Annotated in this window: 13 protein-coding genes; 7 read left to right on the top strand and 6 right to left on the bottom strand. The window is 59.1% G+C overall.

What is annotated here, in order from left to right; translation table 11 throughout:
• The first annotated feature begins 61 nt into the window (after positions 1–61).
• From lepA to IPM54_29140, 4 genes are all read left to right on the top strand, one after another.
• Positions 62–1,864 carry an elongation factor 4 gene (lepA, locus tag IPM54_29155; GenBank protein MBK9263860.1) on the top strand — a complete coding sequence of 601 codons (1,803 nt, stop codon included), beginning with the start codon at positions 62–64 and terminating at the stop codon, positions 1,862–1,864.
• A gap of 54 nt (positions 1,865–1,918) precedes the next feature.
• Positions 1,919–2,530, top strand: a complete 612-nt coding sequence (locus IPM54_29150; protein MBK9263859.1) for a hypothetical protein — start codon at positions 1,919–1,921, stop codon at positions 2,528–2,530.
• A gap of 82 nt (positions 2,531–2,612) precedes the next feature.
• Positions 2,613–4,052, top strand: coding sequence for an insulinase family protein (locus IPM54_29145; GenBank protein ID MBK9263858.1), 1,440 nt, complete (start codon positions 2,613–2,615; stop codon positions 4,050–4,052).
• On the top strand, positions 4,052–5,329 hold the full coding sequence (locus IPM54_29140) for an insulinase family protein (protein MBK9263857.1): 1,278 nt from the start codon (positions 4,052–4,054) through the stop codon (positions 5,327–5,329). Before IPM54_29145 ends, IPM54_29140 begins: the two co-directional genes overlap by 1 nt.
• Before the next feature lie 131 nt (positions 5,330–5,460).
• Here IPM54_29140 and IPM54_29135 read toward each other — a convergent pair whose 3' ends face one another.
• Complete coding sequence (locus tag IPM54_29135) at positions 5,461–6,288, bottom strand: sigma-70 family RNA polymerase sigma factor (protein MBK9263856.1); 828 nt, start codon at positions 6,286–6,288, stop codon at positions 5,461–5,463.
• A 416-nt stretch (positions 6,289–6,704) separates the two neighbouring features.
• On the opposite strand from IPM54_29135, the gene IPM54_29130 reads away from it, so the two are divergent.
• Positions 6,705–7,139: a sigma-70 family RNA polymerase sigma factor gene (locus IPM54_29130; protein MBK9263855.1), complete on the top strand. Its 435-nt coding sequence runs from the start codon at positions 6,705–6,707 to the stop codon at positions 7,137–7,139.
• A gap of 38 nt (positions 7,140–7,177) precedes the next feature.
• Here the strand turns inward: IPM54_29130 and IPM54_29125 are convergent, their stop codons facing one another.
• Positions 7,178–7,654, bottom strand: coding sequence for a nucleotidyltransferase (locus IPM54_29125; GenBank protein MBK9263854.1), 477 nt, complete (start codon positions 7,652–7,654; stop codon positions 7,178–7,180).
• Positions 7,596–7,790: a hypothetical protein gene (locus IPM54_29120; GenBank protein MBK9263853.1), complete on the bottom strand. Its 195-nt coding sequence runs from the start codon at positions 7,788–7,790 to the stop codon at positions 7,596–7,598. Before IPM54_29120 ends, IPM54_29125 begins: the two co-directional genes overlap by 59 nt.
• Positions 7,791–8,435: 645 nt before the next feature.
• On the opposite strand from IPM54_29120, the gene IPM54_29115 reads away from it, so the two are divergent.
• Positions 8,436–9,563, top strand: a complete 1,128-nt coding sequence (locus IPM54_29115; GenBank protein ID MBK9263852.1) for an AAA family ATPase — start codon at positions 8,436–8,438, stop codon at positions 9,561–9,563.
• 17 nt (positions 9,564–9,580) lie between these two features.
• Complete coding sequence (locus tag IPM54_29110; protein MBK9263851.1) at positions 9,581–10,246, top strand: phage tail protein; 666 nt, start codon at positions 9,581–9,583, stop codon at positions 10,244–10,246.
• 8 nt (positions 10,247–10,254) lie between these two features.
• On the opposite strand, the gene IPM54_29105 is transcribed toward IPM54_29110, so the two are convergent.
• The 3 genes from IPM54_29105 to IPM54_29095 are packed head-to-tail and all read right to left on the bottom strand — an operon-like array spanning position 10,255 to position 13,166.
• The gene (locus IPM54_29105; protein ID MBK9263850.1) at positions 10,255–11,244 is read right to left on the bottom strand and encodes an aspartate carbamoyltransferase catalytic subunit; all 990 of its coding nucleotides are present in this window, start codon (positions 11,242–11,244) and stop codon (positions 10,255–10,257) included.
• The gene (pyrR, locus tag IPM54_29100; GenBank protein MBK9263849.1) at positions 11,241–11,783 is read right to left on the bottom strand and encodes a bifunctional pyr operon transcriptional regulator/uracil phosphoribosyltransferase PyrR; all 543 of its coding nucleotides are present in this window, start codon (positions 11,781–11,783) and stop codon (positions 11,241–11,243) included. Before pyrR ends, IPM54_29105 begins: the two co-directional genes overlap by 4 nt.
• Before the next feature lie 60 nt (positions 11,784–11,843).
• The gene (locus IPM54_29095) at positions 11,844–13,166 is read right to left on the bottom strand and encodes a hypothetical protein (protein MBK9263848.1); all 1,323 of its coding nucleotides are present in this window, start codon (positions 13,164–13,166) and stop codon (positions 11,844–11,846) included.
• Positions 13,167–13,217: the final 51 nt, after the last annotated feature.

Below are 13,217 nucleotides of genomic sequence, written 5' to 3'. Positions count from 1 at the left end.
GCTTTTGACGAGGTGACGCGCTAGGAGCACGCACCCTCTCATCCACGTCGGTCCACTACGCATGCCCGTCGAACCCAAGCACATCCGCAACTTCTCCATCATCGCGCACATCGATCACGGCAAATCCACGCTTGCCGATCGCATCCTCGAATTCACCGGGGCGCTTTCCGCACGCGAGAAACAAGACCAGTTTCTCGACAAGATGGAAATCGAGCGAGAACGAGGAATCACCATCAAGGCCCAAACCGTGCGCCTCGACTACACGGCAAACGATGGGCAGAAGTACCGCCTGCACCTCATCGACACGCCAGGACACGTCGACTTCAACTACGAAGTTTCACGAAGTCTTTCGGCATGCGAGGGCGCGCTGCTCGTCGTCGATGCATCGCAGGGCGTCGAAGCGCAAACGCTCGCCAACGTGTTCCTCGCGCTCGACAACAACCTCGAGATCATCCCGGTGCTCAACAAGATCGATCTGCCCTCGGCGGACGTCGATCGCACCAAGCGCGAAATCGAAGACGTCATTGGCCTCGATTGTGCCGGTGCCATTCCCGCGAGCGCAAAGACGGGCCTTGGCATCAAGGACATCCTCGAAGCGGTCGTCGCACGCGTACCTGCTCCGAAGGGCGATGTGAGCGGCACGCTGCGCGCGCTCATTTTCGATAGCTGGTACGACAGCTACCGCGGCGCAGTCGTCATGATTCGTGTCGTCGATGGCGTGATCCGCAAAGGCCAGAAAGTTCGCTTCATGGCGACGGGCCGCGACTACGAAATCACGGAAATGGGCGTGTTTTCCCCACACGCTACGCCCATCACCGAGCTCGGTCCCGGGGAAGTCGGGTTTGTCGCGGGCAATATCAAGAGCGTGACGGACACGAAAATCGGCGACACCGTGACCGACGCGGTACATCCGTCGAAAGTCGCTCTACCCGGATTCAAAGACGTCAAACCGATGGTCTTTGCCGGCGTGTTCCCCACCGACTCGGCGCAATACGAAGACCTCCGCGACGCGTTATCGAAGCTGCACATGAACGATGCAGCATTCGTCTACGAGCCCGACACGTCCGAAGCGCTCGGATTCGGGTTCCGCTGCGGATTTCTGGGCCTCTTGCACATGGAAATCATCCAGGAGCGGCTCGAGCGCGAATACAACCTGGACCTCATCACGACCGCGCCGAGCGTCGTGTACCACGTGCACATGAACGACGGCACGATGAAGCCCATCGAGAACCCGGCTCGTCTGCCCGCGCCGCAATACGTCGATCACATCGAAGAGCCGATCTACCGCGTCACGATCCACGTGCCCGCAACGTACGTCGGTGCCGTGCTGGCGCTCTGTCAGGATCGGCGCGGCGAGCAAAAGTCGCTGCAATACGCGTCGGCCGATCGCGTGATCATCGCGTACGACATGCCGCTCAGCGAAGTGCTCTTCGACTTCCACGACAAGCTGAAGAGCGTCTCGCGCGGTTATGCGTCGATGGACTACGAGCTCGTGGGGTACCAGGCAGCCGACTTGATAAAGCTCGACATGCTCGTGAACGGCGAGCCGCTCGATGCGTTGAGCGTCATCGTGCACAAGGAAAAGTCGTATCAGCGAGGCCGCGATCTTGCCGTGAAGCTGAAAGACATCGTGCCGCGACAGCAGTACGAAGTGGCCATTCAAGCGGCGATTGGATCGAAGGTCATTGCGCGGACGACCGTGAAGGCCATGCGCAAAGACGTCACCGCGAAGTGCTACGGCGGCGACATCTCGCGTAAGCGCAAGCTCCTCGAGAAACAGAAAGAGGGCAAGAAGCGCATGAAGATGGTGGGCAGCGTCGAGATTCCGCAAGAAGCGTTTCTCGCGATTCTGAAAGTGGATTGAGCACTTTCGACGCGGCTTTGTCGCCCCTTGGCGAAGACGCGTATAAAAGAGCTCATGGCGACCATCCGCTATGCATTCCCGCTCGCTGTCCTGATCGCGACCACCCTGGGCTGTGACGAGCCCAAGCCAGCGACGACCGATACCGCAGCATCCGCGACGGCAGCTCCGCAAGCGACAGCGTCAGCCGCACCATCGGCAAGCGCGGCCGATGCGAAGCCCAAAATAAAAATGCCGCCGCGACCCGTACCGCTGGGTTCGTCCGGGCCGATTCAGCCCAACGCGCCGGAACAAGACCAAATCATGGCCATCCAGTACACGCTCGCGATGGTTGCAGTGCAAAACGGTGACCCGCCGATCGTCGACAAAGAGTACCTGGACCGCATCTCGAAAAAGCTCGCCGATGCAGCTCGCTCCGCCGACAAAGGCAAGACGCCGCCGAATCCCGTGAAGCTCGACAGAGGCAATCGCAAGATCGAAGTGCAGATGGGCAAAGGTTGTCTGGACTCGACGCCGAAGAACCTGATCCATCAGCGCGCAGGTTCGTCGCTCGAAGAAGCGTACAAAGCAGGGGTGCTCGTCATTTCCTGTCATGACTCGAAGTGGGAATGTCATCAGTCGACGCGCATCCCTGAAGACGTGCTCTGTCACTTTGCACCACGACGCTGACGCATCCGTTCGAGACGACTTTTCATCGAGTCGCGACTGCGTGGGCGCGCGTGGCACGTGATGTGGTAAGGACACGAGCCACATGCACACAGCTTCCGTTTTGAAACCAGGCACGCGCGTCCGTAAAGGGCCGTTCGCGGAATTGCTCACCGAGCTGAACCGTCACGAGTCGCCTCATGCATGGGCCGAGCACGATGGCACCATCGCCTTCGGTCCATCGATGCGCGTCGAGCGGTTTGTCCTGGGCAATGGTCTGCGCGTGCTGGTGCTCGAGGATCACGTCGCGCCGGTCATTTGCCTTCAAACTTGGTTCGGCGTCGGGTCGCGCCACGAACGTGAAGGCAAGACGGGAATCGCGCATCTATTCGAGCACTTGATGTTCGGCGAAACGGAAACGACGCCGCATGGAGCTTTCGATCGAATGCTCGAAGAAGCCGGCGCTGAAACGAACGCCGCCACGTACCTCGATTGGACGTTTTACCATACGAACCTTCCCGCCGAAGCGCTGGAGCTGACGCTGCGTCTCGAGGCCAATCGCATGTCGCAGCTCGTCTTGCGCGAACCTCAAGTGACCAGCGAAAAAGACGTCGTTGCGAACGAGAGGCGACAGCGTGTCGACGACGACGTGGATGGATCGATCAGCGAAGCGCTTTACAAGGAAGCGTTTCGCGAGCACGGCTATAAGCATCCGACGATTGGCTGGATGGACGATATCCTGGGTTTTACCACGGATGATTGCGTCGAGTTTTACAAGACATACTATTCGCCCAACAATGCGACGATGGTGGTCGTGGGGGATGTGGACATTGGGCAGGTCTTGCGATTGGTGCAGGAAACCTACGGTCACATGCCACCGGCGGAAATTCCGGTCGAGGACGTTCGTCCCGAGCCTCCGCAGATGGAGGAGCGGCGGCTTTCGATGACGAAACCGACGCCGACGCACAAACTTGCAATCGGGTACAAGTCGCCGGCGCTCGGGGATTTCGATCACGCGCCGCTGGTGCTCTTGAACGAGATCTTGTTTGGCGGTCGTTCGTCGCGTGCGCACCGGGAGCTCGTGCAAAAACAAGAAATTGCATCGGAAGTGCGCGCCTACGTGGGCAGCTTTCGCGATCCGGGGCTTTACGACGTCTTTCTCTCGGCGAGAGAAGGCCATACGGCGGCCGAGCTCTTGACGGCAATCGACGAGATATTGGACCGGGTGAAAGCGGAGCCTGTTTCGGAAGCTGAGCTTGCGAAGGCGAAAGGGCGCGTGGAATTTGCGCTTTTGCAGGGGCTCGAGACCGTGAGCGGAAAAGCCGAGCAAATTGGGTTTTACCAAACGGTACTGGGAGATCCGGGAGCGATATTCGATCGCATTGCGGTGTATCGGCGCGTGACGTCGAGTGACCTCTTGCGGGTAGCTCGGCGGTATTTGGTGCGCACGGCTCGGACGGTGATCGAGGTTTTTCCGGACGGTACGTCGGACGAAGAAATGGCAGACGGCGTAGACGATGGTGAGGAAGAAGAGGTAGCGTCGTGATGGGTGTCATCGTCGAACCGAGTCAGGCGCTGCCTTTGGTGAGCGTCATCGTTGCATTTCGATCGGGCTCTGCGCACGATCCGGCGGGGCGCGAGGGGCTTGCGCGATTGACGGGGCGAATGTTGCGTCGGGGTGCCGAGGGGTGGACGTCCGAAGCGATTGAAGAAACAATCGATTTGCTGGGTGGCGAGCTCGGTGTCGACGTGTCTCCGAGCGCGACGCTGGTGCATTTCGAGGTTATCAAGCGGTCGCTGGAACCGTTTTTGGACATCGTGGCGACGGTGCTTTCGCGACCGGTGTTCGACGTGGGCGAGCTCGAACGGCTGAAGCGCGAGGCGATTGCGGAAATCGTCGAATCGCGAGACAGTGACGGGCTGCTTTGTGCGCGAGCGTTTCGGCGGACGATTTTTGCGGGGCATCCGTATGGTCGGCGTATATCGGGGCAAATCGCGACGCTGAAGGAGATGCAGCGGGACGACATCGTCAAGTTTTACAAGACGCACTACACGCAATCGAATGCGCACGTCGTCGTTTCAGGGGACGTGGATGTCGAAGAAGGCAATGCGATTGCAGAGAAATTGCTCGAACGGCTTCCGGTAGGGGACCGAATCGAGGATCCCGTGCCGCCGCCGAAGCCTCCGACGGGCCGGAGGCTCATCTTTGTGGACAAACCCGAACGTACACAAATGCAGATGGTCGTAGGGGGACTCGGGACGCACCCGACGGATGAAGACCACATCCCGCTGCTCGTTGCGAATACGGCCTTCGGCGGGACGTTCACGTCGCGACTGATGCAGGAGATCCGCGCGAAGCGAGGGCTCTCGTATGGGACGTCGTCGCGTCTCGGCGTCGACCGTCAAAGGGATTCGTTCATGATGTGGGCAGCGCCGAAGGCGACCGATGGAGCATTGTGTTTGTCGCTGATGCTCGACCTATTGCATGGCGTGCGCGATGGGGGCATTACGGCGGACGAGCTATCGTTCGTGAAGAAGTACTTGATCCGGTCGCATGCATTCGAGGTGGATACGGCGCGAAAGCGTGCGCATCGAAAACTGGATGCTGTGCTGTTCGATTTGCCGGACGGGTACTACGAACGGCAGAACGAGTTGATTGAGGCTGTGACGCTGGACGAGGCGAACGCGGCGTTGAGAAACCGTTTGTCCGAGGATGACATGATCATTGCGGTGGTCGGGACGCATGCCGATATTGGGAAGACCATTACGGATGCGATTCCGCGGCTTGCAGGCGTCGAGGTCTGTCCGTTCGACCTCGAGTGAAACCCCGGGCGAACCTCGAATTTTTCCGGCGCGCGCGGTGCCCCCCAAACTCGCCCGCTTCGCGGGCTCAAACAGTGGGGCCCCACCGCACACGCCGGAAAAATCCGAGCTTCACCCTCTTACAATAACGGTTAGGCGAAGACGAAGTAGGTAAGCGGCGCAGCGGGCGCTCGACGCTCTGGCGGTGTGGCCTTTTCCAATTTGACATAGTCGAGCAAGACTTCGCGCACGCGGAGCAAGTCCCGATTCCGAAGCGGTGTCGCGGTTATCGAGAGGGCGAGCGATTGACCTCGCCGAAGCGCTTCCTCGCGAGCTAGCTTGAGACGCGCTTGCGCTGTCTTGAGCGGGATTTTCAGTTCGGCAACGATGTCCGCCATGGGACGCTCATCGAGGTCGTGCATGATGAGCATCGTGCGAAGCTTGGGACTCAATCGGCCAATGATCTCCCGCACGAGCGTGCGCTCTTCGGATGCAAGCACGGCCGATTCTGCGTCACCATCGTCGGCGACGGGTTCTGGCGGCGGTGCGGACGTGATGGGCTCGACTCGATTGCGTGCCAAGCGCCGATAATTGGCCGCTCGATGAATCGCGAGGACGAACAACCACGGTCGCGCAGCCTTCGCCGCATCGAAATCGTGAATGCGCGATAGCGCCGTCGTGAAGACCTCTTGCGTGACGTCCTCGGAATCGCGCATGGGAACGCCATGACGTTCGACCGTGCGCCGGACGAATTCACGGTGATCCGCATATAGACGCGCAAACACGCGGCATTGCGTCACCGATTCGAGTGACCCCGTCGCGTCCGTGACCGCGTAACGCACGGCTTTCGTCGCGGGATCCACGGCTTGCACCGGGACCGTCGGCGGCGGTGGCGGGTACTGCGGAAGCTGCGGCCCGGTGACCGTGAAGTTCGGGACGCGCTTGGATGCGTGGCTCTTGCGCGTGGTGGTTGTCGACATCGGCCTGACCCGTGAGGTGAACGGATGAACAGGAGTGTGTTCTGCGTTGTGGAGGGGAGGTAGTCAAGCCTGGAAAAACGGGAGGGCAACGGGGCATCTGAGGGGGCTTCGGGATCCGCCGCGTCACTTGGGCATTGCGTGGCGTTTGTCGCTTGGATCCAAGGGTTTTACATGGCGCACCATTCGCGCATTTTCATCTTGCTTTCCCCCTTTTCCCACGATACAAACAAAAGCGGCGCCAACCAGTTCTAGCACAACTGGCCGGCGCCTGACGAACAACCCCATCGCAACTGAGGTCATCCGCTATGGAAAGGGTACACCCTCGTCCAGGGTCCGCCAAATTTTCCCCCAAACATTCCTCATCGGCCAAGCGTTTCACGCGGATATACGCGCGTGACAGGCCGTTTGTCCGGTCGGTGCTCTTGCGTTTCGGCGTGCCCGCGCGGGATGTGGACGACGAGGTGCAGGAGGTATTTGCATTTGCTTGGCGGCATATGGAGCAGCTCGTAGGGGAGTTGGACTTGCGCCCGTGGCTGTATACGGTGGCCATCAATCGCGCCCGGAATTACCGGCGACTGTGTCGCTGCAGAAAGGTATGCTTTGCGGGCGATCCGCCGGATCTTGCAAGGCTGGAGGTCGATCCGGAAGGGATGATCGACGCGTATCGGGGCTTTGCGCGCGTGATGCGGCGATTCAGTGGTAAGGTGCGCGAGGTATTCGTGCGGGTTGCGGTGGAGGGGCAATCGGTGAAGGCGGTCGCGGCGCAATTGCGCATTCCGAGCAAAACAGCGGAGGCGCGAATGCGGATTGCGAAGGCATCGATCTTGCGCACGCAATGGCGCGGCCGGTAGCGCTTGGGTGACCGAGCGGATTCTCACTGATTTGCTGATCAACCCGATCGATGTTGAGCCGCCTTCGTTGCAATGGCTTGGAGCTGTTTCACGTCGGCAAGATCCTTGTCTCGGCCGGAAGCCTTCTTGTTCGCGAGCAGCGCTTGTAGACCGAGAAACGATACCGAAATGCCATCCAGCTCGGCGCCGACACGGGTGTTCCATGCCTCGTCAAAATCAACGCCAGAAATAGTTGTCAGTAGATCAATTCGATTGGGTGATCGTCCGAGTTGCACGACGCTTCCAGGTCGCTGAAAATCATCAGCACATAATGCAAGGTCACCAAATCCGAATGCCTTGAGGGTTTCGATGACGCGCTCGGCATTGTCTCGCGTTGGCCGGAGAAGAAAGTCGATATCTCCGGTAAAGCGTGGGTGACCATGAAACGCTACGGCATGGCCGCCGACTACGATGAAATCAACTTTGTTCGAGTTCAACAACTTGATAAATTCGCTCAAATCTCGTTGCAGCTTCACCGAGTGACTCCTGGTAATTGGCGATGAGGTTCAAGAGAATATCGAGTCGCTCCTGAGGTGTCAGGCCCGCATAATACGCCACATCAGCTTCGTCCGCTTCCTCGAAACTGCGGAATACCTGGATGGATCGGTCCATTTCAACGTCACCTCGACTCGCGGGCTGTAGCTTCCACGATCAAACTTGTGCATCGCTGTTCGTTCGTGGACCATGGTTGCCATCTCGATGCCTGTGGAGATAGCACGTTCTTGAATCGAGAGGAAGGTGCTGCACGAATCAGTTTGCGGCCGCTTGCGGCGCGTCGCCTCGGCCGCCGGGACGCCTGTTTCAGTTTGGAACACGGCCTCCGGGGCGGCCGGGACGCCATTTTCAGATGGGATCACGACCTCCGGGAAAGCCGAGACGCCATTTTTCGATGGGATCACGGTCGTCGTAACCGTCGAGACGCCATTTTTCGATGGGAGCGCGGTGCCGGGGCAGTCGAGACGCCATTTTCAGACGGAACCACGGCCTCCGGGGCAGCCGAGACGCCATTTTTCGATGGAATCACGGTCGTCGGGACCGCCGAGATGCCATTTTTCGATGGGAGCGCGGTGCCGGGGCCGCCGGGACGCCATTTTTCGATGGGATCACGGTCGCCGGGGCCGCCGGGACACGCTTCGCTGCACTCGCGAACCCGCGTGGACGTACGGGATGAAGCAGGTGGTGAAGGGCCGCTGGTTGCTTGACGGGGATCTACGAAGGGACTAGCGTCCGAGGCTCATCCCCGCTGGCAAGCACACCATGATCCGAAAATTGCGAATCGAAAATTTCAAGTCGATCCCTAAGCTCGAGATGGAGCTTGGCCGCGTGAACGTGCTCATCGGCGAGAACGGGTGCGGCAAGAGCAATATTTTGGAAGCGATTGCTTTTGCGGCGGCGTCTTCGCAGGACAAACTGGGCAATGAATATCTGGCCGCTCGGGGGATTCGTGTGACGGATCCGCAGTTCATGTTTGCGGCATTTGGTGAGACGGATGTGACCATAAGCAGCATTGTAGTAAATGTTGCACATGTTGATGGTGCGACAACGAATTGCCAAATTGGGGCTACTAACTATGAAGATCCTTCACAGCCACAATGGATTGATTCGGGGCTGCAGGTTGACCGTGCACAGCAAATTGACTACATTCTTCGACAGCTCGAAGCTACCGATCAGCAGCTTCCCGTTCTCAAAGACGTGTTGGAAAGGCTCTTGGCTTTTCCATGGGAAAAATTCGATTTCTATATCTTCTCGCCCGAAAACTCTGCACTACGAACCTTCCAAGCGGAGGGCCAAATCCTTCCCCTTGGCATTCGCGGGGAGGGGCTTTTCGCATATCTGAAAAACCTTGGTTCATCAGCGCATCGTCATGTTCAAGACGAGATTACGCAACACCTTTCGCTCATCGATTGGTTCGAGCGCTTCGACGTTCCCACCGATCTTGCTCCCTTCGAGCGATCCATTGCCATTGTCGACCGTCATCTCACCGAAGGTAGTCGTTTCGATCAACGCAGCGCCAACGAAGGATTTTTGTTTTTGCTCTTCTACTTCACGTTGTTCATTGGTCCTGGGACGCCCAAAATCTTCGCCATCGACAACGTCGACGCATCGCTCAATCCCAAACTTTGCGCCGAGCTCATGAAGCAGCTCATAGCGCTAGCAAAAAAGCACGACAAGCAAGTCATTTTCACGACGCACAACCCCGCGGTGCTCGATGGCCTTGATTTGCACGACGACGAGCAGCGTTTGTTCGTCATTTCTCGCAATCAAGATGGGCATACGAAAGCGCGACGCGTGGCGCCTCCAAAGCCGCTCGATAACGACTTGCCGGTGAAGCTTTCCGAGGCATTCTTGCGTGGCGCTTTGGGTGGTTTGCCCAAGAACTTCTGACCGAGAACGAGGCTTCCGTGACGACCTTTGGGCTCATTGGTGAGGGCATCACCGACCAAATCATCATCGAAAACGTCCTGTTCGGATTTGCCAATGTCCACGAGCTGGACGAGCCTGCGATCACGCAACTTCAGCCACCTTTCAATTCTCCGCATGGCGGCTGGACGCTCGTTTTTCATTACCTCAATCGAGGTGAGTACCGTAAAGACTTGCAGACGCTCGATTACCTCGTCATCCAGGTCGACACCGACGTGTCGCAAGATGTCGGCTTCGACGTGCCTTGGAACGACAGCAATGGGCCTCTACCCATCGAAACGCTCGTGCAAAACGTCGTGACAAAACTCGTCGATCTCATTGGGAAGGACACGTACGAGGCGCACGCCAATCGATTCATTTTTGCGATCGCCGTTCATTCGACCGAATGCTGGCTCTTGCCGCTCGTTTTCAATGACAACAAAGCGACGAAAATCGAGCACTGTTTGAAAGCGATCGATCACGAATTGATGAAGGTGCGGAACGAAAAACCTCTTTCAAGTGCCGACGGGGCGAAGGACCCGAAGACATATCGAAAACTGTCGCGCGAGTACCGCAAACCAAAGCAGTTTCGGTCGTGCGTTCCGAAGAACCCGAGCTTGGCTCTCTTCGTGAGTCAGCTCGACCGTCTGTTGCCAACCGCGTCGTAAACCCTCATTCACCCCGTCGCCGCTCGCTCCGCGTTCTTCCTATCGAACGCCTGCGGCTTTTCCGCGTCGCGCGCCAATGCGAGCATCCATAACACCGCCATTCGTACCGCTACCCCAGATTCGACCTGATCCAATATTACACTGCGCGATCCATCCGCGACCGTTGGATCAATCTCGACACCTCGATTCATCGGCCCCGGATGCATGACGATTGCATCGCTTTTCGCCAATGACAATCGCGCGTTGTTCAAGCCAAACGCTCGACTGTATTCACGGCTGCTCGGCAAAAACGTGCCCGCAATACGCTCGCGCTGCACACGCAACATCATCACGACATCCGCTCCTTCGAGCGCCGGTTCGAGCCTATCGAATACTTGTGCGCCCAGTGCTTCCGCGGACGGCGGCATCAGCGTTCGTGGACCGGCAAATCGCACCGTCGCACCCATTTTCTGCAAGAGCAACGCATTCGATCGCGCCACGCGGCTGTGCAATACGTCGCCACAAATGGCAACGGTGAGCCCTTCAATGCGCTTTTTCTCGCGACGAATGGTGAACGCATCGAGAAGCGCTTGCGTCGGGTGCTCGTGCGTTCCGTCGCCCGCATTGACCACTGCAGCATCCGTACGCGGAGCGATGTAGTGCGGCGCGCCGGATGCTTGATGCCGAATGACGATGACGTCGGGTCGCATCGCTTCGAGGTTCTTCACGGTGTCGAGCAGCGTCTCGCCCTTCACGGCGCTCGACGTGGACACGCTGATGTTGATGACGTCCGCGCTCAGACGCTTGCCCGCAAGCTCGAACGATGTGCGCGTGCGCGTGGATGGTTCGTAAAACAGATTGATGATCGTCTTGCCACGAAGCGTGGGGACCTTGCGGACGCTGCGTCGCGAGACGTCGAAGAAGCTCTCTGCAGCGTCGAGAATCGATACGATTTCGGACGATTCGAGATTTTCGATGCCCAATAGGTGCCTTCGGCCAAATCGTGATCGTTCGGTCATTGCGAAGTCTCCGTGTCGGACGCGCCGACGACCCTCGCCCAGAGCTCGTCGTTCGTGAGCGTGACGTCGATGCTCGCATCGGGTGCAACATCGACGCGACGCACCGTGTAATCCGGATGAATGGGAAGCTCGCGACCACCGCGATCGACGAGCACGCAAAGTTCGATGCGCCGAGGTCTGCCGTAGTCGAGAACGGCGTCAACGGCTGCGCGAATGGTTCGTCCTGTCGAAATCACATCGTCGACGAGCACGATGCGTTTTCCGTCGACCGAGAAGGGAATGTGGCTCGGGCCGATCTTGGGATTGGGCAGCGCCGTGGCCGCGTCGTCGCGATAGAGCGTGATGTCGACGGAACCGACGGGAGGCACTTCGCCTTCGAGCTCACCGAGGAGCGCTGCAAGGCGCGGCGCGATGGGTTCTCCGCCGCGGCGAATGCCGATGAGCGCTAGGTCGCGCACGCCGCCGTGTTCTGCGATTTCGCCGGCAACTCGCCGCAAACCTCGAGCAATCGCGACGGGATCGAGCAGGACTTCGGACATGGCGCGACGAGCTAGCACAAGGCCCGAGCGGCGTCGCCGCAATGCATGAGTCGAGGTCGACTAGTCCGGTTGATGCACGATCTTTTGCGTGGGATCGACGAAATAGAAACGTTCATGGCCCGCCCGTTGGAACGTGAGTGCCCCGAAGGCATTGACCACGACACCGACGAGTGCAAGGGCCCAAAAGCTGGTGCCGAAACGTCGCTTTCCCGTCGCGATCATGGCGAACAAGAAGACGGCGAAGTCGTTGGAAAAGCGGTAGCCGAACTGAATCCAGCCGCTGTTTTGATAGAGCAAACTCGGCAAGGCGACGAACGCGGCGGTTGCTGCGAGGGCCCAGAAATAGGGAGACGTGCGCTTGGGCCAGAGGGCCCAAGCATAGATGGGCGTGGTGATCCAAAGCGCGAGTCCGTGCGCGTTGATCTGAAAGGGTGCGGCGTTGGTTCCGCCGACAAACGGCATCGACGTGAGGACGATGGCGAGGTTTTTCGCGAGATAGTGATAGGAAAACAAGCCCCAGCGTTCGATGCGCGTGCGCCATCCGATGGCAAGCAGGTGATGTCCGAACTCGAAGGGATCGCCGAAGCGGGCGTGGTTGTGCCAGAAGAGCAGGGCGAGCACTGCGGCGGCGGGGAGCGCAAAAAGCGCGAGACGTTTGGCAAGCGCGCGGGTGTCGACGTCGGCCAGCGAGAAGTGATCCGAGGGGTTGTTGCGGCTCGCGCGCAGGGCTTCCCAAAGGAAGAGCGGGAAGGCGAAACCGAGCGGCGTACGTGTAGCGAATCCGAGGCCGAGGGCGAGTCCGGCGATGATGGGGTGTGACGCGTTCGTCGAGGCAAACAGGTAGAGGGCTGCGAGAGCAGCGCCGATGACGTGCGCGGCGAACCACACGGTGCCTTGCACCGCGGAGAACCAGTACACCGTGCCAAAGGCGAAGAGGAGCGCGAGCAAGATGTTTTCGCGTTCGGTGCGAATGCTTCGTGACAACCGCGTGAGTTTGTCTAGGAACAGGTACACGAACGCTGGTGCGAGACCCGTGAAGCAGGCGAAGAAGCGTCCATCGCGGACGTGTTCGGCGCCTCCCGCGAGCTTGACCACTGGAAGGATGAGCACCGCTGGTAGCGGCGGAAAACTAACAAAATACTTGCCTTGCCAAACTGCGAAGTCGTTGTTGCCCGTGTAGGGGGGAGGTGGACCGCCCAAGTCGAGTCGTCCGTGCAGCCATGCGTCCGCGAGTAGGGCGAAGTGGTTGTATGGCGTGTGTCCTGCAAGGCGCGCGGGTGACGTCGTGGCGAAACAGGCGATCGTGACCAGCACGTAGATGACCGCGGCGATGGTCCACCGTCGTTGTCTGGTGTCTTGCGGATCGAGTGGTACGGACGGCATCTGCGGCGCGCACCGTATCACGGCGCGCGGAGGCATCTCGGCTGCTCGCCT

Source organism: Polyangiaceae bacterium, from assembly GCA_016715885.1.
Lineage (GTDB): Bacteria > Myxococcota_A > Polyangia > Polyangiales > Polyangiaceae > Polyangium.
This window is presented reverse-complemented; position numbering and strand designations above follow the sequence as displayed.